General features: G+C 52.0%; 16 protein-coding genes and 4 pseudogenes. 17 read left to right on the top strand and 3 right to left on the bottom strand.

The window, feature by feature from the left end:
• Positions 1-46 precede the first annotated feature (46 nt).
• From XI25_RS08480 to XI25_RS08490, 3 genes and pseudogenes are all read right to left on the bottom strand, one after another.
• On the bottom strand, positions 47-1,810 hold the full coding sequence (locus tag XI25_RS08480; protein WP_235439763.1) for an ABC transporter substrate-binding protein: 1,764 nt from the start codon (positions 1,808-1,810) through the stop codon (positions 47-49).
• 120 nt (positions 1,811-1,930) lie between these two features.
• Entirely contained in the window at positions 1,931-3,439 is a 1,509-nt protein-coding gene (locus XI25_RS08485) for an ABC transporter permease (protein ID WP_046678185.1), read from the bottom strand.
• Between the two features lie 54 nt (positions 3,440-3,493).
• A pseudogene (locus tag XI25_RS08490) lies at positions 3,494-4,937 on the bottom strand (ABC transporter permease).
• A 132-nt stretch (positions 4,938-5,069) separates the two neighbouring features.
• Here XI25_RS08490 and XI25_RS08495 point away from each other — a divergent pair.
• The 17 genes and pseudogenes from XI25_RS08495 (at position 5,070) to XI25_RS08570 (ending at position 24,645) form a co-directional block, all read left to right on the top strand.
• Positions 5,070-6,821 (top strand): ABC transporter ATP-binding protein, encoded by a 1,752-nt coding sequence (locus XI25_RS08495; RefSeq protein ID WP_046678186.1) that lies wholly within the window; start codon positions 5,070-5,072, stop codon positions 6,819-6,821.
• Between the two features lie 295 nt (positions 6,822-7,116).
• Positions 7,117-7,749, top strand: a complete 633-nt coding sequence (locus XI25_RS08500; protein WP_046678187.1) for an SGNH/GDSL hydrolase family protein — start codon at positions 7,117-7,119, stop codon at positions 7,747-7,749.
• Between the two features lie 207 nt (positions 7,750-7,956).
• The gene (locus XI25_RS08505; RefSeq protein ID WP_046678188.1) at positions 7,957-9,060 is read left to right on the top strand and encodes a hypothetical protein; all 1,104 of its coding nucleotides are present in this window, start codon (positions 7,957-7,959) and stop codon (positions 9,058-9,060) included.
• Between the two features lie 195 nt (positions 9,061-9,255).
• Positions 9,256-10,379: pseudogene (locus XI25_RS08510) on the top strand (sugar ABC transporter substrate-binding protein).
• A 246-nt stretch (positions 10,380-10,625) separates the two neighbouring features.
• Positions 10,626-12,117: pseudogene (locus XI25_RS08515) on the top strand (sugar ABC transporter ATP-binding protein).
• Positions 12,114-13,106, top strand: coding sequence for an ABC transporter permease (locus XI25_RS08520; RefSeq protein ID WP_046678189.1), 993 nt, complete (start codon positions 12,114-12,116; stop codon positions 13,104-13,106). The pseudogene XI25_RS08515 and the gene XI25_RS08520 overlap by 4 nt, the downstream one beginning before the upstream one ends.
• A 202-nt stretch (positions 13,107-13,308) precedes the next feature.
• Positions 13,309-13,764 (top strand): acyl-CoA thioesterase, encoded by a 456-nt coding sequence (locus XI25_RS08525; protein ID WP_046678190.1) that lies wholly within the window; start codon positions 13,309-13,311, stop codon positions 13,762-13,764.
• Between the two features lie 49 nt (positions 13,765-13,813).
• The gene (locus tag XI25_RS08530; protein ID WP_046678417.1) at positions 13,814-14,815 is read left to right on the top strand and encodes a Gfo/Idh/MocA family protein; all 1,002 of its coding nucleotides are present in this window, start codon (positions 13,814-13,816) and stop codon (positions 14,813-14,815) included.
• Between the two features lie 353 nt (positions 14,816-15,168).
• Entirely contained in the window at positions 15,169-16,179 is a 1,011-nt protein-coding gene (locus XI25_RS08535) for a fatty acid desaturase (RefSeq protein WP_046678191.1), read from the top strand.
• Positions 16,180-16,243: 64 nt separating this feature from the next.
• On the top strand, positions 16,244-17,380 hold the full coding sequence (locus XI25_RS08540; protein ID WP_046678192.1) for a sensor histidine kinase: 1,137 nt from the start codon (positions 16,244-16,246) through the stop codon (positions 17,378-17,380).
• Positions 17,377-17,976 (top strand): response regulator transcription factor, encoded by a 600-nt coding sequence (locus XI25_RS08545; protein ID WP_046678193.1) that lies wholly within the window; start codon positions 17,377-17,379, stop codon positions 17,974-17,976. The genes XI25_RS08540 and XI25_RS08545 overlap by 4 nt, the downstream gene beginning before the upstream one ends.
• 227 nt (positions 17,977-18,203) lie before the next feature.
• Positions 18,204-19,480, top strand: a pseudogene (locus tag XI25_RS08550) (cation:proton antiporter).
• Between the two features lie 275 nt (positions 19,481-19,755).
• A complete protein-coding gene (locus XI25_RS08555) occupies positions 19,756-20,244 on the top strand; it encodes a cation:proton antiporter regulatory subunit (RefSeq protein WP_046678194.1) in 489 nt (162 codons plus the stop codon).
• Positions 20,245-20,496: 252 nt separating this feature from the next.
• Positions 20,497-20,940, top strand: coding sequence for a hypothetical protein (locus tag XI25_RS34425; protein WP_235439764.1), 444 nt, complete (start codon positions 20,497-20,499; stop codon positions 20,938-20,940).
• Positions 20,940-22,418 (top strand): copper amine oxidase N-terminal domain-containing protein, encoded by a 1,479-nt coding sequence (locus XI25_RS08560; protein ID WP_235439765.1) that lies wholly within the window; start codon positions 20,940-20,942, stop codon positions 22,416-22,418. Before XI25_RS34425 ends, XI25_RS08560 begins: the two co-directional genes overlap by 1 nt.
• Before the next feature lie 292 nt (positions 22,419-22,710).
• A complete protein-coding gene (locus XI25_RS08565) occupies positions 22,711-23,403 on the top strand; it encodes a response regulator transcription factor (protein ID WP_046678195.1) in 693 nt (230 codons plus the stop codon).
• 63 nt (positions 23,404-23,466) lie between these two features.
• Positions 23,467-24,645 carry a sensor histidine kinase gene (locus XI25_RS08570; protein ID WP_046678418.1) on the top strand — a complete coding sequence of 393 codons (1,179 nt, stop codon included), beginning with the start codon at positions 23,467-23,469 and terminating at the stop codon, positions 24,643-24,645.
• Positions 24,646-24,804: the final 159 nt, after the last annotated feature.

Raw genomic sequence — 24,804 nt, forward strand, 5'->3', positions numbered from 1 at the left:
CATGGCGGAAGGCCCTTCTTGCTTACTTTCTTGCTTTCTTTTTTGCTTACTTGGCGCTGCTTTGGTAGCTTGCCAAGAACTCTTTTACTTTAGCCGGATCGGCTTTCAGCTCATTGCCGGTTTTGACCATCGGGCTGAGGGTGGAGTACGCCTTGATTTTATTGTTTTTGTAGTACGACAAGATTTCGTCTTGGTTAATGGAGTAAAGAACTGCTTTTCTCAAATCATCGCTCTTCGCAATATCGCGGTTCTTGGTGTTGAAGAGCAGGTAAGAAACGGCATTGCTTTCAATCGTTTGGAGCTTCAGCTTGCTGTCGCCTTTAACGACATCATACTTGGTTTCCGGAACGCCGTAATACAGATGAATCTCGTTGCTGCGCAGGGCGGACAACGTACTGTCGGCATCTTTGATGAAGCGGACTTTTACCTGGTTGATTTTCGGCTCATGCTCGGTGCCTTTCATGTAACCCGGGTTTTTGTAGAAGATGGCTTCATAGTCGTTTTTATAGGACAGGATGTATGGACCGCTGGCGAACAACGTATTGTTGTACTTGTCTCCCTCGGTTACCGTGTTTTGATCGCCGTAAGGGATGTCTTTGTTCACGTCGAATTTGGCTACGTCATAGGTGTTGATTTTCTCGACTTGTTTTTTCGATACGATGCCGGCCGATTGGTGAGCTAGATAGTTCAGCACTTGCGGGAAAGGCTCGGTCGTCGTCAATTTGATGACCTGGTATTTGCCGTCCTTCGTGCTGGCTTGATTCTTGTCGGTCACGAGGGAAGAAATTTTCGTCTCCAGGCCTTTTTCCAGGGCTTGTCTTACGGTTTCGCCGCTACCGGCCACTTTAACGGCGTCCAGGGAGCTCAGGTCTTTCACGACTTCAACGTCCTTGATATGCTCGTGCAGCGTGTATGTCCGGTGATCCGGAACGGAGTCTTTATTCTTCGCGCGGTTCAGGGAGAATACCACGTCGTCGGCACCGACGCGTTCTCCGGAATCCACGGCCAGCTTGTTGTCCACTTTGGCAAAGTTGATGTCGTCTCTCAAAATGAAATAGTATTCGCCGTTTCCTTCGGCAATCGCGTTGTTGTAAGACAGCGAGCCTTCGGACGTGATTTTGTCGTCATCGGTCAAGTTGATTAGGCGAACGTTCATGTTGGTGTTGATAATGTTGATGGAGCCGTCGTTGCCTTTGATCGGGTCAAGGGACGTCAGCGTGGAAATCGATTGGGCCAGAACCAGAGGTTCTTTGTCGCGTTTGGATTTGTCTTTGAAATCAACGGCTTCCCAAGGCAGGGAACGGGATTTCGACAGGCGTACGGAGTTCTCGTCGAGAACGTCCTTGTTGAACGCCTGGCTCTTCAGCGAAATGTACAGCGGCGCAATATAGGCCTTGTCGGCCACGAGGCGCTGTTCCAGCTGTTTGTATGTTTCTACGGCTTCCTCGGGAGACTGCGTCGCGGCCTGGTCGATCAGCTTGTCGACTTCTTCGTCGGACATGATGCTGTAGTCGCCGCCGGTTTTGAAGAGGGAGCGAACGGCATAGTCGGGATTCCCGGTTACGGTTGTCCAGCTGGAGAGGGAAACGTCGTAGTTTCCGGCGTCCTGCTGGGCTTTATAGCTGCCATAATCCGCCTGCAGGTTCAGCTTTACGTTAAAGCCGTTTTTGGTAAGCTGGTCACGGATGATGTTCACGTCGGATTCATTGGAGCTCATGCCGAGCAGTTCGATGGTAACCGCCGACGGATTTGCCGCTTTCTCGCCTGACGGCTCGGGCGATGTCGGCGCCGCTTCGTCTTTCGTTTTCACGCTGCAGCCGCTGACCACGAGTATAAGCGTAAGCAGCAGCAGTAAAAGCGTTCTTTTTTTTCATGATGATTCCCTCCTGAGTGTGTTATATATATAAAAAAAATTGTAGCTAACAAAAGGTTAATCCAGCTTGGGATCCAGTGCATCCCGCAACCCGTCGCCTAGGAAGTTGAAGGACAGCACCAGCGCGATAATGGCAAGGCCCGGGTAAATGGCCAGATACGAATTGGTTTCGAGATACGTGCTGCCGATCTTCAGAATATTTCCCCATTCCGGGATATGCGGCTCCACCCCGAGTCCCAGATAGCTTAAGCTGCTTGTGGAGATAACGGCGCTGCCGATGGTCAGCGTTGACTTTACGATCATCGGCGCAAGCGAGTTCGGAACGATATGCTTGAAAATAATCGACAGATTGCTGGAGCCGAAGGCCCTTGCCGCATCCACGTATTCGAAAGTGGACACCAGGAGCACGTTCGCCCTCATCGTTCTCGCATAGGTCGGAATGGCCCCGACGCTCAGCGCGATGATCAGGTTCACGGTGTTGGCGCCAAAGGCGGCGATGATCGCAATAGCCAGCAGGATGCCGGGAATCGCGTACAAAATATCCAGCGAACGCATGATGATATTGTCGGTATGGCGTCCGTAATATCCGGATATGGCCCCGAGAATGCCTCCGATCACAACCGGAATCAGGGTTGACATAAACCCGACGATCAGCGAGATGCGGGCGCCGAATACGATCCGCGAATACAGGCATCGTCCGAAGTCATCGGTTCCCAGCGGATAGGCCAGGCTTGGCTGCTGCAGGATCGCGGAGTAGTTGTTGTCCACCGCGAAGCTGTATTCAAAGGTGAACAGGCTGCATACGGATACGGTAAACAGGAAGATGATGAAAAACAATCCCAGCATGGCCGTGGTGTTGCCCGTAATCCGAACCCAGACGTCCGACCAGCGGGTGACCGCAGGATTATCGTTTTTCCGGATTTTGGACAGCAGGTTAAAGCCGAGCACCAGTGCGAAAATATTGCCCGTCACCGCCGTCAGAATAAGCGGAAACGCCAGCCATGCCAGACGCGGATGCGCATAGTGGCCGTTTACGAATTTCGCAACGAGGAGCAGGGCGGCCAGATGGAATACCGTTACCAGCAGCAGCGCCGCCATTCCCGGCAGGAATGTATCGGACACGTAAGGCTTAAAGATATTCAAGGCCGACAGGGCGATCACAAAGATTTGCGTGAGCACCATATAAACGGCAATGGAATATTCGGGGCTCTTCTGTTTCTTAATGAGATTGAAACCAAAAGTCGTGACAAACACGTTGCCCGTAAATATGCTCAACAGCTGAATATAGCCGAGGGCGCGGGTTGAGTTCTTGATCTCTCCGCCCTGAAGCAAATCCTTCCGAATCAGGGCCGTGATGGCCACCTGCATCAGGGTAAATAAAGCATATGCGGCAAAGACAGCAAGCACATACGGTCTTACGCGCCCGCTTCCGAAGCTATAGCTGTTCAGAAGCAGGATAAGCGTTATGGTTAAAGAGACGACCCATGTAAACCCGGCCTGACTGTACTCCGGAGAGGACTTCAGCTGGTAGTGGGATTGGCGTTGGTTTAATAGCTTCTTAATCATGAGTACACCTGCTTTAGTAGAGGTTGTTCAAAAATCCGACTTTTTGGGCCCGCGCTAGTATTGTTTCATTTTGGAACGGATGCGCGGGTCGAAGAAGGCATACATAATATCGATCATGACGTTGACCAGCGAGATGGTGATGGCCGTGTACACGACGCCGCCCATGATGGCCGGGATATCGGGAATGAACTGCTTGTCCACGATATAGCTGCCGATACCGCTGATGTTAAACACTTTTTCCGTTACCGCCGATCCGCCGATCATGGCTCCGAACTGAAGGCCGATGACGGTGATGATCGGGATAAGGGCATTGCGCACGGCGTGCTTGCGCAGCACTTGGCGCTTGCCTAGGCCTTTGGCCCTGGCGGTCAAAATATAATCTTCATTAATAACCTCCAGCGTGGAAGAGCGCGTCATTCTTGCAACCGCTGCGGTCAATCCCGTTCCCAGCACGATGACGGGCATAATCATCGACAGCCAGTTCTGCGGGCTGTAGGTTGCCGGGAGCCACTGGAGCTTGATCGAAAAATTCAGGATGAAGATCAGCCCCTGCCAAAAGTTCGGAATGGACAGGCCCAGCAGCGCGATGAACATGAACGTATAGTCGAAAAACGAATTTTTCCGCGTTGCCGAGACAATGCCGATCGGAATGGCAATGACCATGGCCAAGAGCAGGGATATCACGGTCAGCGTCAGCGTCACCGGGAACTTTCTGGCGATGCTGTTCGTAATTTCCTCGCTGCCCGAGAAGGATTTGCCGAGATCAAAGGTGAATATTCCTTTAATATTGTTCCACAGCTGAGTCCAGTAAGGCTGATCCAGCCCGTGCATATGGTTGAACGCCGCGATTTGCTCCTTGGTCGCCGTTTCCCCCAGGATGTTGGCAGCCGGGTTAAACGGGGACAGGTGAAGGATCGTAAAGACCAGGACGGCCACGCCGAAAATGACAAACACGCTCATGACCAGTCTCTCGAAAATGAATTTCAGATAAGGTCTGCCGTACAAAAAAAATAAGTATGTACATCAACAGGCCCGGTATCCATGAAATCGCAAAGAAAACCGGATGGCTTATAAGAGATTCAAACGTGTCCGCAAAGGTCAGGCGCTGCTGCCCGTCCAGCTCCATCCGCCTGCGGGTCCGGTCGTCCACGGTTTCCCGGAAGTGGGCTTCCGTCAAGGCTTCAGCCTCCCGGTTCAGCTTTTCTTCGCTGGTTTTTTGCCCGAAAAATTCATGCTTCCGCCGAAGCTGCTCCAAATGCTCCGTCCTCAGCTTGTCCCGGTAACCGGAGGAGACGAGCTCGTCCTGAACCTTGGACCTTAATGAAGAATATGCGTCCCTCTTGCTCTGAACCATATAAATAAGGAAGACCACCAGATGAACCGGTGCCCCTAACAATAGAAACAAGTATTTATATGAAGGATTCAGAAGGATTTTGCGGTACGTGGTGCTGATGCTGCGGGTAAGCCGGCGGCTGCCGGCGGCTTCACTCACACCCATTGGTGTCGTGCCTCCTTCAATGAAATTGCATTATTCCGAGTGATATAGTATATTTTATTTTAGCGGTTTTTAAAAGTCAATAGATTAAGAGAGTTGCCACATGATATACAAAATAAGGCAGGCGAGCTTATTATGGAACCGATATTACAGGTGAAAAATCTGAGCGTATCCTTTCAAACCCGCGATTCGGAATTTCATGCCGTGCGCGGTGTCAGTTTTGAATTGAATAAAGGGGAGACACTCGGCATCGTCGGGGAGTCCGGCAGCGGAAAGAGCGTGACGGCACGATCGATCATGCGTTTGCTTCCTTCCCCTCCTTCGTTCATGAAGGAAGGCGAGATTCTTTTTTTGGGCGAGAATCTGGCGGGCAAGAGCGAAAAAGAAATGGAGAGCATTCGCGGACGCGACATGGGGATGATTTTTCAGGACCCGATGACCTCCCTGAATCCCACGATCCGCATCGGCGAGCAGATCGCCGAAAGCTTGATCAAACACCAGAAGCTGTCCCAGAAGGAAGCGAAAAAGCAGGCGCTGGACATGCTGAAGCTGGTTGGCATCCCGAACAGCGAGACCCGGTACAACCAGTATCCGCATGAATTTTCCGGCGGGATGCGCCAGCGTGTGATGATTGCCATCGCCCTGGCCTGCCGTCCGGCGCTGCTCATTGCCGATGAGCCGACAACCGCTTTGGACGTTACGATTCAGGCGCAAATTTTGAACCTGATGAAGGATATGCAGGAGCGCTTCGGCACCTCCATCATCCTGATCACCCACGACCTGGGCGTTGTCGCCGGAATGTGTGACCGCGTTGCCGTGATGAAGGAAGGGGTTGTCGTGGAAACCGGGACCACGGAGGAAATCTTCGAGAATCCCCGGCATCCCTATACGCTCAAGCTGTTGAATTCCCTTCCCCGGCTGCATGAGAAGAAAAAGCCGAAGCCGGTGCCGCTCGTTCTGACGGACAAGGACCGCGAGCGTCCTTTGCTTCAAGTGCGCTCGCTCAAGCAGCATTTCGATCTGGGCAAAGGCAACGTCCTGAAGGCGGTGAACGACATCAGCTTTCATATCAACGCGGGTGAAACGCTTGGCCTTGTCGGCGAATCGGGCAGCGGCAAATCGACGACCGGACGGGCGATTCTGCGCCTGCATCAGCCGACGGGCGGAGACGTGTTGTACCAGGGCATGGCGGTGAACCGGCTGTCCTCCTCCGAGATGAAAACGATGCGGCGTTACATGCAGATGATCTTCCAGGATCCGTATGCGTCCTTGAACCCCCGGTTTAAAATCGTGGACATCATCGGCGAAGCGCTGGACGTCCACAAATTGTCCGGAAGCAAGCAGGAGCGCAGAAAGCGCGTGGAGGAGCTGCTCGACATGGTCGGATTAAACCCGGCTTTTGCCGACAGGTACCCGCATGAGTTCTCGGGCGGACAGCGGCAGCGGATCGGCATTGCCCGCGCCCTTGCCGTGGAGCCGAAGTTTATCGTCTGCGACGAGCCGCTGTCCGCGCTCGACGTGTCCATCCAATCGCAGATCGTGAAGCTGCTCGAAGAGCTGCAGCAGCAGCTTGGGCTCACGTACCTGTTCATTGCGCACGATCTTTCGATGGTCAAGCATATCAGCGACCGGGTAGCCGTGATGTATATGGGTAAAATCGTCGAGCTCGCGGAGAGCGAAGAGCTTTACGCCAACCCGCAGCATGAGTATACCAAATCCCTGCTGTCGGCCATTCCGATCCCCGATCCAAAGATCGAAGCGAAGAAAAAGCGGGTGCTTATGGAGGAACGCACCGGGGCGGATAAATACAACCTGGAGCAGTCCGAGCTGGTAGAGGTGTCCAAAGGGCACTGGGTCGCCGTACCGGCCGGTTCCTCGGCTTCATAATATAAAGTGGTCAAAGGAGTTTTTCTATCAGGTGCTTTCGACATCTGCAGGAAAAACTCCTTTTTTCATGCGAAAGTATAAAACGCCGTATTGCTTGCCGCTATTTCTTCGAAAAAATGCTTCGCTTTTCGGGCGTGCCCCGGTCGTTTTTTGCTTGGAAAATAATAGCTGTCGTTAAGAAGGAGAACGAATGAATATGGCCAATAAAGGATAATAGGCGTTTTTCCCGTCCGGTTTTAACTAATGGGTCATACACAGGGCGGCAGGTGCCGAAATGGATGGAGGAGGTAAAGACATGAACCGTTTGCAAAACAATGACATCGTCCTTTTTCAGGGGGACAGCATCACGGATGCCGGCAGAGACCGCGCCAATCCGAACGATCTGGGCAAGGGCTATCCGCTGATGACCGCCGGGCTTGTCGGTCAAGCTTATCCCGAACTGGATGTGAAATTTCTTAACCGTGGCATCAGCGGCAACCGCGTGGTCGATTTGCGGAAAAGATGGCAGGAGGATTGCCTGGATCTGAAACCGACCTGGGTATCCGTTTATATCGGGATCAACGATTGCTGGCGCCGTTATGATTCTGAGGACCCGACAAGCGTAGAGGATTTTAAGGCAGGGTACCGCGAACTTCTGAAGCGGACGAAGGAACATCTTGATGCCAAGCTGATCCTTATGGAGCCGTTCGTTCTTCCCGTTCCGGAAGACCGCAAGGCCTGGCGCGAGGATCTGGATCCGAAGATTCACGCGGTCAGGGAGCTTGCGGCGGAATTCGGCGCGCTGCTCGTTCCGCTGGACGGCCTGTTCAACGCGGCGGCATCCCGCCGGGAACCGGCCTACTGGGCTCCGGACGGCGTGCATCCGTCACCGGCCGGCCATGCGCTCATCGCGAAGGCGTGGATGGAAACGATGGGGTTAAAGGGATAACGGGATCAAGTAAAGTCATCGATGGCGAACTGCCCCACTCGAGAATCTGCAGTCTGTGGAACTGAGCGGCTGCCCCGATATCGGCAATTTGGAGAAGATCGCCCGGTCTGCCTCGTTAAGGAAAATAACGGCCTCTTTTCAGCAGTTTGCCTTGTTGAAGGATCGTTTTGACCGGAAAATAAACATAGAATGGGGGCACAAACAGCCATGGAGCGAATGTTGCTGGATCGCGGCAGCGGCAAAACGTGGAGTTTAAAACGCATCGGCCATCAGGTGCTCACGTCCGCCAACGGCGGCAAGGAAAGGGAAAAATCGTTCGACAATCCGGAACAAGCCGCCAAGCATGCCGAAAAGGAAGTATGGAGCAGGCTGAAAAAAGGCTTTATTTTGAGCAACCTGGAAGCAAAACCGGGGGAACCGGTCCTGCAGCTTTATATCGGCAGCGGATATACCGGTTCTATGCCCATTGCGCCCATTCCGGGCACGAACCGGTTTTATTTGGGCTACGTTGTCGGCTCTTTTGAGAAAGAACAGGTTTATCTAATGGATGAGCATGGCGTGAAACGTCATACCTACGAGTTGGCAGGAAATCACTTGATTTATGATATGCGGTATTGCCCGGAAGCCGGAGAGCTGCTGATCAATGACAGCCATCAAATCCGGGGATTGTCGATTGATAACGGAGCCCTGCGGGACTATGGCTCCAGGGCGAGACATCCCGTCAGCACATTGGCTTTATCCGGCAGCAGAGCCGTCTGGTACGATGAGCCGAATCTCGTCGTCCATGATTTGCTGAATCAGCGAGAGTTGTACCGGGTCAAGGCGGAATGCGAGCTGTATGGCGGCCACAGCCCGCAGCTTTGCGCCGCCCTTTCGCATAGCGGGGACATGCTGGCTTTTTGCGCCAACGGCGGCGAAATTTCGATTTGGGATTTGCCGGCCAAACGGGAGACGATCATCGCCAAATCTTCGAACGCGATGACGGCGTCCATGTTTTTCTCGCCCGACGATCGGTTTTTGTTTACGCAGGAGCGGTACGGGACCTGGGAGTTAAAGCGTTACGATCTCGGCTCCATGGAGGCATGCGGCGAATGGAGCACGGGCAGCGTCAAAAGCTGCGCGGCCGACGCCGGGAAAGGGCTCGTGGCCGTGTTCAATTACGGAAAGATCAGCCTCTATCATATGCTTGCGAAAGAGTGCATTTTGGAGTTCAAAGTCGAGCATGTGGTAAAAAACTGTTCGATGGCTTTCACGAAGGATTATTTGGCCGTCTATACCGACTACGGCTGTGTAAGCTTATATAAAATTTAAGTTTGGGAAATTCGGCCAAGAACGACGGTCGCTATCCTGAAACGGTTCCGTCCGCGCTCGGCTGCGAACGGAGCCGTTTTTGGTATCCGGGACATTTCCCTTTTGAGTTCGCCCTAAAAATGTATTGACTCTTCCAATTAAATCCGATAGGATTACTTGTAATAATGAAGCGCATATATTTAGGGGGAGAGAGACATGAGGGGGAGCAATCCATGGTACAAGCTGTCCGGCCTGCTGTTGTCGGCCGTTATTTTGGCCACCGGCTGCAGCGGAGGGGCCGGGTCCGAAGGCAAAAACGCGGCAAAGCCCGTGCCTAAGGTGGAGAACCTGCCGGCAGGCATCGCGGAGAAGGAAGAAATCAAGCTGATGGTCATCCGCAAAATCGGGGGAGACGATCATACGGCTCAATTTTTTGGCGGGAGCGAAGCAGGAAGGCGAGGCTTTGGGTTTTAAGGTCGATACCTTTACCGCCAATAACGATACGGCCAAATTCCATGACGCCATCGCCCAAGCGATGGACAATGGCTATGACGGCGTTGTTTTGTCGCACGGGGACGACCCGGCAACCGTAGAGGACGTCAAGAAGCTCCAAGACAAGGGAATTTCGGTGGTCGCCTTTGATTCGGTACCGGAGCTGGCCAACGTTGAAGGGGTTACGGTAACCTCGCAGGATGACGAAACGCTGGCCAAGCTGGCGCTGGACAGGCTGGTTGAAGAGCAGGGCCCGGATGCCAATATCGTTTATCTGTGGGTTGACGGCTTCCCGCCGATGGTTCGCCGCAATGCAGTCTACCAGGAGACGCTGAAGAACAATCCCGGGATCAAGGAAGTCGAGCGTTTTGGCGTGGTCAGCAGCGATACCTCGGTAGATACGCAAAATGCCGTCGCCGCCATGCTGACCAAACATCCGAAGGGCGAAATCGATGCGATCTATGCCACTTGGGATGCGTTTGCGATCGGCGCGGCCAGAGCCCTGATCGAAGCCGGGCGGACGGAGATCAAAATCTACGGCATCGACGTCTCCAATTCGGATCTCGAAATCATGCAAAAGCCGGACAGCCCTTGGGTGGCTACCGCAGCGGTTGATCCGAAGACCATCGGAGCGGTGAACGTGCGCCTCCTTGCGAAAAAAAATAGCGGGCGAGAAGACCCCTTCCACCCACAGTCTGGGAGCAACGCTGATCGACAGGGCCAGCCTGGATAAATCGGGCGAAGCCGTGAACATGGCCAACCTCTCCAACCTGATTCCGGGTTGGGGCACCAGCACCGACTTCGAGGAAGACTGGATGAAAGCCTTGAAACAAGCAAACGGCAAATAATTTTCCGTCAGGCGCTCTTATCTTCCGGGATAAGGGCGCTGGTTTTTCAAAATGGAAGGAAAGCATCAGTTGTTCTTTACGCTGGCTTATATTTATCGCAGGAACGCTGTCGACTTTGCCAAGGGTCGTGGGTCGTTTCTGCTTGTGAGAGAGGAGAAGGTGGTCTGCTTGTTCATTTCGCCAACCGCAACGGCCGCAGCGGAATTATCGGCCGCACCGACGGGGCAGAAGCCTCAACTGCTGCGGATGAAAGATATATCGATCTCTTTTCCGGGAGTGAGGGCTTTGTCCGGCGTGGATTTTGAGCTTAAAGCCGGAACGGCCCATGCCCTGATCGGAGCGAACGGAGCCGGTAAATCGACCCTGATGAAAATTCTTGCCGGAGCTTACAGCCATTATGAGGGGGATCTGTTTATCGACGGCCGCAAGGTCTCCATCTCCTCGCCGAAGGAGGCCAAGGATCTGGGAATACAGGTTGTCTACCAGGAGGTCGATACCGCGCTGATCCCAAATCTGACGGTGGCGGAAAACATTATGCTGGAGCAAATGGCTCATGACTTGAGCGGAAAGCATGTGATCCGCTGGAAACAGATGCACCGGGAAGCGCAGGCGGTACTGGAACGGATGCATATCCGCATTCCTACCCGGAAGCTGGTGCAGGAGCTGACGCTGGCCGAAAAGCAGATGGTGCTTATCGCCCGGTCGGTGACGAGGCAGTGCCGCATTCTCGTACTGGACGAACCGACGGCGCCTCTGAGCCGGAGCGAAACGGAGGAATTGTTCGCCCTTGTCCGGAAGCTGAAGGCCGAGGGGGTCGGCGTTATATTTATCTCGCACCGTCTTCCGGAGCTCTACGAAATATGCGATGAAATTACGGTATTGAGAGACGGTATCCGGGTTGCGGGCGATGCGATTCAAAACCTGTCGCAGGCTGAGGTTATCGAATTTATGCTGGACGCCCGAATGGAGCAGCAGTTTCCGATCCGGAAACCAAAGATTGGGCCTATAGCGTTTGAAGCCCGAGGCATCGGCGACCAAGATAAAATCCGCGATGTCAGTCTCTATTTGCGACAGGGCGAGATTGTCGGGGTGGCGGGGCTTGTAGGGGCCGGAAAAACCGAGCTCTGCAGGGCGATTTTCGGGGCATCCCGCCCCACCGCGGGCGAGCTCTTGTTAAACGGACGGAAGCTGCGCATTTCTTCCCCGCATGATGCCGTCCGGGAGGGGATCGCGCTCGTTCCTGAGGAACGGCGGCGCGAGGGCGTGTTCGTTGAGGAAACGGTAACCGCGAACCTGACGCTGGCCGTGCTGTCCCGGTTCTGCACCTGGGGAACCTGGCTGAACTCCCGCAAGGAGCGAAGCACGGCCGGGATGATCATCGACAGCCTGGGCATCAAAACCCCGAACGGGGATGCCAGGGTCGGAAGCCTGTCGGGGGGGGAACCAGCAGAAGGTCGCCATCGGCAAATGGCTGCTCGTCGACGCGGATGTGTACATTTTCGACGAGCCCACCAAAGGGGTTGACGTTGGAGCCAAACGGGATATTTTCGAGCTGGTCGCGGAGCTTGCGGACCGGGGAAAATGCGTTCTTTACGCCTCCGGCGAACTGTCCGAAATCGTGGGCATCACGGACCGGGTTTATGTCATGTACGACGGCAGGGTGATCAAGGAACGGGTTACTGCCGCGACGGACGAAGAGGAACTATTGCTTTACAGCACAGGAGGCGGATTGACATGATTACACCGGCAGCAGTAAAGGAAAAACCCGTGCCAAACGCATTCGATTTTTTGTATAAATACGGCACGCTGATTACGGTCGCGGTGCTGATCGCGGCATTCGGCATGCTGAACGATAACTTTATGAGCGCTGGCAATGTCGTCAACATATTGCGTTCGATCTCCATCGTGACCATTATCGCGGTCGGCCTTACGGTATCGCTGGCCGTCGGGGGATTCGACCTGTCGGTGGGCTCCACGACTTCGCTTGCCAACGCGCTTGTGATTTCCCTGTTCGTCTGGCACAACGTGAATCTCGGGCTCGGCATTCTTTTGACGCTTGCGCTCTGTCTGGGGATTGGACTGGTCAATGCTTTCCTGGTCATCCGTTTTAAAATCCAGGACATGCTGATGACGCTCGCGACGATGTTCATATTCCAGGGCGTGGCCCAAACTTATACCCGGGGCGCTACGGTATCGCAGAACATGATTATGCCGAACGGCGAATACGCCGAAGGAAAAATTCCGGCCGCTTTCGAGAAAATCGGACAGGTTCCGTGGATCATCGTTTTCATGCTTTTGGTCGTCGCGGCCGTCCACCTGTTTTTGACTTACACCAAACACGGCCGTTACATGTACATGATCGGCGGCAACCGGGAAGCGGCGGAGCTGTCCGGCATTGCGGTCGGCAGGTACCGCCTTGCGGCATATCTTATTTCCGCTTTGTTTGCGGCCGTTGGCGGCATTATCCTGGGTGCCAGAGTGATGAATGCGGAGGTGAACGCGGGCGGCCCGTACCTGATGGATGCGGTGGCCGCGGCCTTTATCGGATATTCCGTCTTCGGCGCGGGAAAGCCGAACGCGCTAGGTACGTTTGTCGGCGCGGTGCTCATCGGTATTTTGCAGAACGGGCTGATCATGCTGTCGGTCCCGTATTATGCCATGGATATCGTGAAGGGTTCCGTTCTCGCGCTGGCCCTGGCCGTTACCTATTACAAGAAAAAGCACTGATTATTCTATTGGGAGGCAGGGTCATGGAACCCTGCTTTTTTCTGCCTTCCCGGTCCATGATAATTCCCTGGGAAATGCCGTCTTTCGAAAGGCGGACGAGGCCGTTTCCGCTCAACGGTTGACGGGCATAACTTTTATTCATTATCCTTGTAGGAGTGGCTTTTGAATTACATAGACCGTGAAAGGGGGTTGCTTCACTTCCATGAAAAAGACAAGCTTTGTTCAACCGGATCCTCAGAGCTGGCTGAGCACATTCCATTTCTCGTTTCCGATCAAGATTCGCTATTGCGAGACGGACATGCTGGGACATGTAAATAACGTCAGCTATTTCATGTATTTTGAGCAGGGACGGATCGAGTATTTCGAGAATCTCGGATTGACGGACGAGCTGTTCAGCAAAAAGGCGGTGTCCGTTGTGGCCGATCTGGAATGCCAGTTCCTGGCGCAGATGTATTTAAAGGATCCGCTCATGCTGCATGTCAAAGTGGCGGAAATCGGCCGTTCCTCCATGGACGTTCAATACGCCATCGTAGTGAACGGACAGCTCAAGGCGGCCGGACGCGGAACGATCGTGCTGATCGATACGGCAACGGGGAAAAGCACCCCGATTCCGGACGAGGCCCGGAAAATCATCTCCACCTTTGAAGGATGGGAATAAGGCTGCCGGAAGGCGCCTGAATAATATGCGGAAAGAAGGCGAAGAAATGATGAAAGTACGCTTTGGCATTGTCGGAACCAACTGGATTACGGAACGCTTTATTCAGGCGGCGATGGAGACGGATCAGTTCGTGCTGGCGGCGGTATACTCCCGGACAGAGGAGAAGGGCTCCGAATTTGCGTCCAAGTACGATCCTCGCCCGGCCGTATTTACGGACCTATCGGAGATGGCGTCAAGCGAAGTTATCGATGCGGTTTACATTGCAAGTCCGAACTCCTTCCACGCCGAGCAGGCGATTCTGTGCATGAAGCACGGAAAGCACGTGCTGTGCGAAAAGCCGCTCGCATCCAATACGGCCGAAGTGAAAAGAATGATCGACGCCGCGCGCGAGAACGATGTTCTTTTGATGGAGGCCCTGAAGTCTACGCTGATGCCGAACTTTAAGGCCGTGAAGGACAATCTGTACAAGCTGGGCCGGATCCGCCGTTATTTTGCGGGCTACTGCCAGTACTCATCCCGGTATGATGCCTACAAGCAGGGAACGGTGCTGAATGCCTTTAATCCCGCTTTTTCCAACGGATCGCTGATGGATCTCGGCGTTTACTGCATTTACCCGATGGTGGCGTTATTCGGCAAACCGGAGGAGGTCAAGGCGGAGGGCATCTTGCTGTCGTCCGGCGTTGACGGAGAAGGAAGCATGGTGATCCGCTATCCGAAGATGGATGCCGTCATCATGCACTCCAAGATCAGCGACTCTTATCTGCCGGCTGAGATTCAGGGCGAGAACGGCACGATGATCATCGATAAAATCAACCAGCCGTATGACGTGAAAATCCATTACAGGGACGGAACGATTGAAGACATCACCCAGACGCAATCGAATGAGTCCATGTATTACGAGGTCAAGGAATTTATCGAGCTTTTGGAAACAGGCAAACGCGACAGTGCGGTCAATTCGCTCGAAACCTCGCTTATAGCGGCACAAATTGCAGAGGAATCCAGACGCCAGATCGGGCTTCGGTTCCCGGCGGATTCCAAGGACCGGACGTAACCTTACATTTTTCACGAAAAACGTCATCACCTGTTATCAGGCGATGGCGTTTTTTGCGCTATAAGAAAGGATAAAACTTCATTTGCACAGATGATCCTTTCTTACGGACGGATTATCGTCTTCGTGAAGGACGAACGAGCCGTTTGCGCTTGTCGGTATATGACATTTGTCATACTCCCTACTTGACGTTTATGACTACATCCTATGACAAGGTGCCTCTATACTTATGTACAGAACAGGGCGTGCTGCATGCCGCAGCTATGCCTTGCGTGTCATATTGAGGAGGAAAACACCCATGGCCCAGTCCAATTCGCTGTCCAATTTGAAAAAAAAACGTAGCTCCTTATGAACATATCGAAACGAAGGCGAGCATCCGTCAGCTCCTAAACACGTTAGTGCCTCTGGTGCTGCTATGGATTGCCGCCTATTTAAGTTTATCCGTCTCCTATTGGTTGACCCTTCCCATTACGATCATCGCTTCCGGGTTTGTCGTCCGGACGTTCATTATTTTTCACGACTGCTGCCATCAATCCTTTTTCAAGAGCCGCCGCGCCAATGAAATTCTCGGCACGATTACCGGCGTGCTTACCCTCTGTCCCTATCAGAAATGGAAAATAAGCCACTCCATCCATCATGCGACCAGCAGCAACCTTGATAAACGGGGAACAGGGGACATGTGGGTGCTTACCGTGGAAGAATATGAGGAAGCCTCTATTTGGACGAAAATCCGTTACCGGATCTATCGGAATCCCATGGTCATGTTTGGTTTGGGTCCGATATTCATATTTTTGTTTGCGTACCGCTTTAACCGGAAAGGCGCCAAGCGCAAGGAACGTTTGAGCACTTACATCACGAATGTATCTCTCGTCGCATTGTATGCGCTGCTCTGCTGGTTGATCGGATGGCAGGCCTTTGTGCTGGTACAGGCGCCGGTGTTCTTTTTTTCCGGCATGATGGGAATCTGGCTGTTTTATGTCCAGCATCAATTCGAAGACACGTATTACGAGCATGACGAGGAATGGACATATATCAACGCGGCGGTCGAAGGAAGTTCCTATTACAAGCTGCCGAAACCGCTACAGTGGATCACGGGCAATATCGGGTTCCATCACGTGCATCATCTGAGTCCGAAGGTGCCCAACTATAACCTGGAAAAGGCCCACAATGCCACGCCTCCGCTGCAAAAAGCGACGACCATCACGATCCGCACAAGCATGAAGGCATTGCGGTTCCGTCTGTGGGATGAGTCCGCCAAGGAGTTCATCAGCTTTAAGGATGCGAAGCGAATGAGACGGCCGGGGGCCCGGAAGATGGAAAATCCGGCATCCGAACTGCGGCGGGCGCCGAAGCTTCAGGGAGAATAATCTCCGGGAAGCGGGCCGATTATGTTAATATACGGGTAAAGAAGTGAAAAAGGTGGACACCAAGGTGCAGAAATGGTATCAGATCTTTCACAGAAATACGGGGCTCAGCCCTTATGTATGGGTCGTCTTTTATATTCTCCCGTTTTATTTCATATTCCGGTCCACCTCAACCTACCAGGTCGTTATCGGCAGCATTATGATTCTGGTCTTTTTTGGCTGTTATGTGCTTTCCTTTATATCCAAGGGCTGGCTCGTTTATTTTTGGACAAGCGTCCAGATTCTGATTTCGGTCACGATGACCCTGCTGTTCGGGTATGTGTATTTCTCGCTGTTCCTTGCTTTTTTCATAGGAAACATCAAAAACAAGGCCGGATTTATCACCTTATATTCCATTCATCTGGTGACGACCGTCGTGACCGTGAATTACGGCTTCGTATCCAAATTCCCATGGTTTATCACCCAGCTGCCGTTCGTCCTGGTCAGCGTCGTGGCCGTTATCCTCCTGCCGGTTACGACGTATAACCGGAACCGGAACGACAGGCTGCAGGTGCAGCTCGAGGACGCGAACAAGAAGATTTCCGAACTGGTCAAGCTTGAGGAGCGGCAGCGGATTGCAAGGGACCTGCACGATACGCTCGGACAGAAGCTGTCCCTCATCGGTTTGAAGAGCGATCTCGCCGGCAAGCTGATTACGAAAAATCCGGCGCGCGCCCAAGCCGAGATTCAGGATGTCCGGCAGACGGCCCGAAGCGCGCTCAAGGAAGTGAGGGAGCTGGTAACCCAAATGCGCGGCACCCGGCTGGAGGATGAAATATTCCGCATCTCCCAAATCCTGAAGGCGGCGCAAATCGAATTCAACTTGGACGGGGAACCGAAACCGGCCAACATATCGCTTATGAACGAGAACGTCCTGAGCATGTGCCTGAAGGAAGCGGTCACCAATATTGTCAAGCACAGCAGCGCAACCGCCTGTTCGATTCATATCGAGCCGGGCAGAACCGACCTGAAGGTAACGGTGAAAGACAACGGAATCGGCATTCAGAGCGAGACGGCCTACTGCCGGGGGAACGGGCTGAGAGGCATGCGGGAACGCCTCGAATTCGTCAACGGCAGCATGGAGATCCGATCGGACGGGGGAACCATCCTGGTAATCAGGGTTCCCAATGTACTCAAACAGCCGGAAAAGGAGGCGGGGATATGATTTCGGTCGTCATAGCGGAGGATCAGCGGATGCTGCTTGGAGCCTTGGCGTCCTTGCTGGATCTGGAAGATGACATGCAGGTGGTTGGAACGGCCAATAACGGGGAGGATGCCGTCAAGCTTGTGCATCTTTACAAACCGGACATCTGCATCATGGACATCGAGATGCCGATCAAAAGCGGGCTGGAAGCGGCGGAGGAGCTTAAAGGCTCCGGCTGCAAAATCATGATTCTGACAACCTTTGCCCGCCCCGGATATTTCGAACGGGCGTTAAAGGCCGGAGCCCACGGCTACCTGCTGAAGGACAGCCCGAGCGAAGAGCTGGCGACCTCCATCCGCACCATCATGGCCGGACGCCGCATCTATGCGCCGGAGCTCGTGGATGAGGCTTACGGGGAAGAAAATCCCTTGACCCAGCGTGAAAAGGAAGTCCTCGGGCTTATTGCCGACGGCAAAAATACCAAAGAAATTGCGAATGAGCTGTTTATCACGACAGGCACGGTCCGCAATTACATTTCCGTGATTTTGGATAAACTCGGGGTCAGCAACCGGATCGAAGCCATCACCCGTTTTAAGGAGAAGGGCTGGTTTAAATAATTTCATGACGGTTCACGAAAAAGTTTGCTTTGTCTGAACCGTATGTTTAAGAGCCGGATAAACGGCTCTTTTTTTGTCAATAAAATGAATTTTTATTCAAAATTTTGAATTTAATGACGTTAAAATGACTTGTTTTATTTTGCTCGCTGTGTAACTTCATGCAAAATTGCTGTATAATATTGAATGATTGCCTGAAAATCATGGTTAAGGAGGAGGACGAACATTGTATGGACCATATGATCTTTGAAGTCGGTACGGCCCTTATGCTGGTAGCCCTTGCATCCGTAATTGCCGGCAAGCTTAAATTTTCGATCATACCTTTTTTGATCGTATTGGGAATGCTGGTGGGGCCCCACGCCCCAACCATCGGCATCATCGACTTGAAATTCCTTGAAAGCCAGGAAACCATCGAGTTTTTGGGACGAATTGGGGTATTGTTTCTCTTATTTTACCTTGGATTGGAGTTTTCCGTCCAAAAGCTTATCAAATCGGGACGAAACATCGTGTTTGGCGGAAGCGTTTATGTTCTGCTGAACTTTGGCGCAGGGGTGGCGTACGGATTCATCGTCGGCATGCCTCTGTATGAAACATTGATTATCGCGGGCATGCTTTCCGTCTCTTCCAGCGCCATTGTGGCGAAGGTACTGGTCGATTTAAGACGTACGGGCAACTCGGAGACCGAGCTGATTCTGGGCATGATCTTGTTTGACGACATTTTCCTCGCGGTTTTTCTGTCCGTGATGTCCGGTCTGCTGCTTGGAGGAGCAACTTCCGTAGGGGCAACGCTCCTATCCGTAGGGATTTCCATAGGTATATGCTGTTGTTTTTCTTTATCGCGAGGAAGGGTACGCCGATTCTAAACAAAATACTGAATATCACCTCAAACGAGATCTTTATTATCGTTGTCTTTTCATCTTTGTTTTTCATCGCAGGCTTTTCCGAAACGCTCCATGTGGCGGAAGCCATCGGGGCTCTCCTGTTCGGCCTGGCCTTATCCGAAACGGAGCACAGCAAAAGAATCGAGCAGCTTGTCGTGCCGTTTCGCGATTTTTTCGGTGCCATTTTCTTCTTCAGCTTCGGTCTCAGCATTGAGCCGCAAACGCTGGGCGATGCCTTCTGGATGGCCATCGGGGCGATCCTGTTGACGATCATCTGCAACTATATTGCCGGGATGATGGCCGGCCGTAATGCCGGCCTATCCCATAAATCCTCGTCCAATATCGGGTTAACGGTCATGGCGAGAGGGGAATTCACGATCATCGTGGCCAATCTCGGCCTGGCCGGGGGCTTGGCTCCGATCCTAAAGCCGTTCTCTGCGCTGTATGTCCTTGTTCTTGCCATCTTGGGACCGCTACTGACAAAAGAGTCGAAACATATTTACAAAGGGCTTAACAAAATGTTTAAATGGGGCGAGCCGTCAAAAAAGCGTGAAAGAAAAAAACGGAAGCAAAAGCGGAAGAAACAGCGGAAGAAAAAAATCAAAGAGAAAAACGGAATGTGTTGAAAAACAATGATTTGTGTTATCTTCAAGATATAAGAAAGTATAAGCTTCGGAGACGGGGCTTCCTTATATCGCAAGAAAAACTACAGCTAAAAGCGGTCTGTCTTCTATGAAGTACGGCGATAGACGTTTTTTGTTAAGAGATAAAAAAGTATAAACATCAGAGGTGTACCATCCTTATCTCGCAAGAAAAACTACCGCTAAGGTCTGTCTTCTGTGAAATACGACGATAGACGTTTTTCTTATGGTACGCCGTGATGAAAGGGAGGATTCAAAGAATGAGTTTGATCAGAGAATCCGATCTGCCTGGGATCGGTAAAAAATTTCAAGTGGATACGAGATCCGGAGACAAGCTGGTGATCGTTATACATGATGACGGCCGCAGAGAGCTTTATCACTTCGAGGATGATGATCCGGACGAAAGCATTTCGATGGTGTCTTTGGATGACGATGAAGCGCGTCAAATCGCGGGCATTATCGGCGGCATGACCTACAAGCCGAAAGCGCTTGAAACGATCGAAGTGTCCCTGGAGGATCTGATTATTGAATGGTGCCGCGTCGAGCCGCATTATAAAGCCGCGGATAAAACCATTGCCGAACTGCAGGTACGACAGCGGAGCGGGGTCAATATTTTGGCCATTATTAAAAAGAACGAGCAAAAAATAAACCCCGGTCCGGATGACCGGCTGGCTGCCGGTTCGACGCTGGTTCTTGCAGGCGAGCGGAAACAGATCAAACAGTTGAAAGAGCTGCTGATGAACGGTTGACGAAATAAGGGGTTTTCGCACCCGGCGCATAAGGCAAGCCCTTCCCGTTTAATGGGAACGGGCTTGCTTTGTCGTTTAGAAGAAAAAGTATCTTCGGATCATGAACATGAGGCGGTCATACTTAAAAGATACGACAAATTTTGATAGAGTTTCGCCAAGCGGGTTGGTATAATATTCCTGGTTCATCACTACTACATAACAAAAAGAAATGAGCGTGACCGACAAATGTTGAAAAAATGGTTAGCGTTACTCATGACCGTATGTTTAATCATTCCAGCGACTGCAGGAACGGCCTATGGCCAATCGCAAGCGGGGAACTCCGGAATTGTCACCCTGCTGCCCGACGGAACGCCTCTGCTTGAGGACGGCTCGATGTGGGTGACCTATTCCGCCCAACCGCTTAACCGGATATCGATACCGGTAAACGGGAATCTGACCTCGATTGCCGGCAGCGGGCTTTCCGGTTATGGAATCACGAAGGACGGAAAGCTGGTCCGCTGGAACAGCTCCGGTCTGCAGCCTGTAACTTGGACTGGAAGCGCAAAGCAGGTAGGCGACGGGTACTGGCTTGCGGCGGACGGAACGGTTTGGAGCATGAAGGATTCCACGCCTCAAGCTGTTGACGGATTCAAGGGCATATCCGTTTTTGATGAGTTTCAAAGCATTCTCGGCGGAGTGCTTCCTCGGGAAGCGTAATGTACCAAAACCCTAAATTTCACGCCGCGCCGGTTATTCTCGGGCAAATTCCCGATGCGCCAGCGGTCGTGAAGATGGAAGTTTCCGCGGATCTTGCAGCCGTTCTGTACAACGACGGGCGTCTTGTTCTGTTCAGCACGCTGCTCATCAACGGCAGCAAGACCTATGTATCGCAAACGATCGCTACGGACGGGGCCGATATTTCTTTAGGGAAAGAAGACAAGCTGCTCTATTTGAAAAAAGACGGTACTGCCTGGAGCGCGCGGCTGGACCTGTCTACGCAAAAATTCGACTCGGTCCGCGTGAGCGGAATCGAAAACGCGGAAAAAGTCGTTGCGATTAGCGGCGCCAAGGAATTTTTTGCCCGTCAGCAGGACGGAAGCTGGATCGAATATGATAACGGCCAGCTCTATAAAGTTGAAATTCCGAGAATCGACCGGATCAGCTTCAAGGTATCGAACAGCAAACCCAAGGTCGGGGATTCCATTACGCCAACGGTAGAGATTCAATACGGCAGCGGTGTAAAGGCGAAACTCCCTCCCGGACTGATTCAAATCTCCATCGACAAACCTTATCTGTTAAAGCCGCTGGACAGCGGCAAGATCAAGGTCCTCGGCGTCGGTGAAGCCAATGTGAGCGTTGAGGTCGGCGGCTTGAAACAAACGGTGGGCATCGTCTCCGGATTGGGCAAGCCGATCGGCAAAGGCAAGCAGGAAAAAGGCGTTACTTATCTGCCGCTCAAGCCGGTATTCCAGGCATTGGGCGGAACGGTGGATTATCAGGCATCATCGAAAACCTTTACGATCAAGGTCGGAGATACCGAGATCGCGGTCACCACGGGAAGCAAAAAAGCCGAGGTTAACGGCAAAGCCGTCACGATGAAAGGCGCGCCGATTCTGAACAAGGGAGAAACGCTCGTGTCCGCTGACCTTTTATCGTCCGCCTTGGGGGCCAAACTGAAATGGAACGCTTCCAAGCAGGAAATGACCGTGGCCCTGGGCGCTGCGCAAATGACGGTGAAAGCGGACCAGAACAAGCCCCAGACCTCCAAGCCGTCTTCCGGTGCCGGAAAAATGTATGATGTTCCCGCTACGGGCGACATGGCGGGATGGAGAATCCTGAAAGGCCACGAATATCAGAAATCGCTGCGCATTTATTATCAGTATAAAAACGGCATTCTCTCGGTAACAGTGGAGGATATCCGCAAGGTGAACCTGAACCAAAAGATCACCTGGATTGATGATTACGGAAACAAAAGAACGAACACCGTCCGCGAAATTTACTATCTCTTCGGGCTGTCCAACGAATACACTTCCGAATGGCTGTACAAAAAATTCGGAGACTTGTATGCGGATTGGCTGCTGTCCTCCACGGTGAATGCCGATAGGATCGTAGAGGATTACCTGCAAAAGACCGGCCGTATGCAAACCTACGGCTCCGTGACGTTAACGCCGGATGCCGAGTTTGAATACGAATAGCGTTGGAGAAAGAGCATTCCGCTTTCGGAATGCTCTTTCATGTTGGCCAACAACATCAAGTCCGGGGCAGCATGGTGGTGAAAACTTAAGCGAATGATAAGAACTTGGGGAGGAAAAGCGTGAGAGTTTTCCTTCGCTTCAGATTTGTCAGGGCTTTTTTTGCTATAATTAGGTGTTGTCGGTCGTTCAGCGTAATTTCGGTTTTTAATAGAAAAACGGTTTATTCCCTATTCATGGAACGCCGGAGGTTTTTTGAACGGCAGATTATATTGGATTTGGACGAGGAGGAGCCATGGCTGCAATAAACATATTAATGGTGGATGATGAAACCGAAATCATTAAATTGATGGACATTTATGTTAAAAACGAAGGGTATACCCTGCTCCAGGCCTCAAATGGGCTTGAAGCACTGAGAATATTGAAGGAGCATAAGGTCGATCTCATCATTCTGGATGTCATGATGCCGGAGATGGACGGGATTCAGGCCTGCATGAAAATCCGTGAGGATAATAATACCCCGATTATTATGCTTTCCGCCAAAAGTCAGGAGATCGACAAAATCGCCGGGCTCAGCATCGGGGCGGACGATTACGTAACCAAACCATTCAGCCCTCTTGAGCTGATCGCCAGGATCAAATCCCAGCTCCGGCGTTATAACCAATTCAATACCCATCCGGTCCAGAACGAGAATGAAATCGTCATAAAAGATCTGGTCATCAATGTTGCGTCGCACCGGGTAACGGTTGAGGGCAGGGAGGTTAAGCTTACCCCGCGGGAATTCGACATGCTGCACATGCTTGCCATCAATCGCGGCCTAGTTCTCAGCATGGATAAAATTTACGTCGAAGTGTGGAATGAACCTTTTATGGAGTCGAAAAACACGGTTATGGTTCATATCCGCAAACTGCGGGAAAAAATCGAAAAGAATCCGCAGCAGCCCGAATACATAAAAACGGTATGGGGCATCGGCTACAAAATCGAATAAAGCGGAAACGGAAGGTGACCAGGATGAAAAAAAAACTTGCTCCATACCATCCGCTGGAAACTGATGCTTGGGCTCTTCTCGAGCCTGGGGATTACCGCCTTGTCTCTTGTTACTATTTATGCCTTGAGCACTCTCCTTGTAAGGATTCCGGTCATCAATTATCCATTCCGGTTGGTCATAAACAATATCGGGTCCTTGCCGGTTCTGATCGTGCTTGGCATCCTCATTTTTTTGGTCAGCTATTTTATGGTCAACAAGCGTTTTGTACGCGACCTTCAGGAAATCGATTCCGGCCTGCAGGAAGTTTCGAGCGGACGGTTTGAGTATCAGATCCCGATCCATACGAACGATGAGCTTGGACAAGTAGCGAAAAGCATCAATTTGATGACAGAGCAGCTGAACGATTACCTGAAAGAGATCACTCACGGTCTCCGAGAAATTGCCCAAGGAAATTTCGAAGCCAAAATCCCGGTCCGTCCGGGCAGCCAGCTGGGGGAGGTTGCATCCAGCATAAACCAGATGAGCAGGCAGCTAAATCAGTCCATACAGGAGGAGCGGAACGCGGAGAAAACGAAAAATGACCTGATAACCGGGGTATCGCATGATCTCAGAACTCCGCTAACCTCCATTTTAGGATTCCTGGAAGTGATTGAAGAGGATCGTTATCAGGATGAGGTTGAACTGAGATATTACGTGAACATCGCTTATGAGAAAGCTAAGGGCTTGAAAAAACTGATCGACGATCTGTTTGAATACACCCGTATTAACAACGGGCTTCCGCTCAATATGAATGAGTTGGATATGGTCAGCTTTATCGGTCAGTTGATGGAAGAGTTTGTACCTACTTTTGAAAAGGAAGGCATGGAATGCCGGTTGGAAGCAGCGGAAGAGCGGATTACCATCATGGCGGACGGTGACCGGCTGGTTCGGGCATACGAAAATCTGATGACCAATGCCATCCGGTACGGAAAAAAAGGAGGAGTCGTCGATATTGCCGTACGCAGAGAGATAAATCACGCCGTGATCAGCTTCACCAATTACGGGGAGCCTATTCCGGAGAGAGACCTGCCTTTTATTTTCGATCGGTTCTACAGAGTTGAAAGTTCTCGTTCCAAACAAACGGGCGGTACCGGACTGGGACTAGCCATCACGAAAAGCATCATTGAAGTGCAGGGCGGACAGATTGCCGTGAAAAGCAGTAGTCAAAAAACGACCTTTGAGACGCGTTTCATCATACGTTAGCGGATCAGTGGACTGGAATCAAAGAAACAGGCGGTGCCGTCAACGGCAGCTTCAGCCGAATAACGGACATAGCGGATCAGAAGCTGTAAGAGGTCGTTCTTCAAGGAAGACGGCCTCATTTTTTAAGATATAAGAAAGTATAAACTTCAAAGGTTTGCC

This window comes from Paenibacillus sp. DMB20 (assembly GCF_000987955.1).
In the GTDB taxonomy this organism is placed as follows: Bacteria; Bacillota; Bacilli; order Paenibacillales; family Paenibacillaceae; genus Paenibacillus_AQ.

Excerpts from the sequence above, each read along its gene's own strand:
- XI25_RS08485 (WP_046678185.1), bottom strand. The coding sequence starts at position 3,439 with ATGATTAAGAAGCTATTAAACCAACGCCAATCCCACTACCAGCTGAAG.
- XI25_RS08495 (WP_046678186.1), top strand. The coding sequence starts at position 5,070 with ATGGAACCGATATTACAGGTGAAAAATCTGAGCGTATCCTTTCAAACC.
- XI25_RS08500 (WP_046678187.1), top strand. The coding sequence starts at position 7,117 with ATGAACCGTTTGCAAAACAATGACATCGTCCTTTTTCAGGGGGACAGC.
- XI25_RS08505 (WP_046678188.1), top strand. The coding sequence starts at position 7,957 with ATGGAGCGAATGTTGCTGGATCGCGGCAGCGGCAAAACGTGGAGTTTA.
- XI25_RS08520 (WP_046678189.1), top strand. The coding sequence starts at position 12,114 with ATGATTACACCGGCAGCAGTAAAGGAAAAACCCGTGCCAAACGCATTC.
- XI25_RS08525 (WP_046678190.1), top strand. The coding sequence starts at position 13,309 with ATGAAAAAGACAAGCTTTGTTCAACCGGATCCTCAGAGCTGGCTGAGC.
- XI25_RS08530 (WP_046678417.1), top strand. The coding sequence starts at position 13,814 with ATGAAAGTACGCTTTGGCATTGTCGGAACCAACTGGATTACGGAACGC.
- XI25_RS08545 (WP_046678193.1), top strand. The coding sequence starts at position 17,377 with ATGATTTCGGTCGTCATAGCGGAGGATCAGCGGATGCTGCTTGGAGCC.
- XI25_RS08555 (WP_046678194.1), top strand. The coding sequence starts at position 19,756 with ATGAGTTTGATCAGAGAATCCGATCTGCCTGGGATCGGTAAAAAATTT.
- XI25_RS34425 (WP_235439764.1), top strand. The coding sequence starts at position 20,497 with ATGACCGTATGTTTAATCATTCCAGCGACTGCAGGAACGGCCTATGGC.
- XI25_RS08560 (WP_235439765.1), top strand. The coding sequence starts at position 20,940 with ATGTACCAAAACCCTAAATTTCACGCCGCGCCGGTTATTCTCGGGCAA.
- XI25_RS08565 (WP_046678195.1), top strand. The coding sequence starts at position 22,711 with ATGGCTGCAATAAACATATTAATGGTGGATGATGAAACCGAAATCATT.
- XI25_RS08570 (WP_046678418.1), top strand. The coding sequence starts at position 23,467 with ATGCTTGGGCTCTTCTCGAGCCTGGGGATTACCGCCTTGTCTCTTGTT.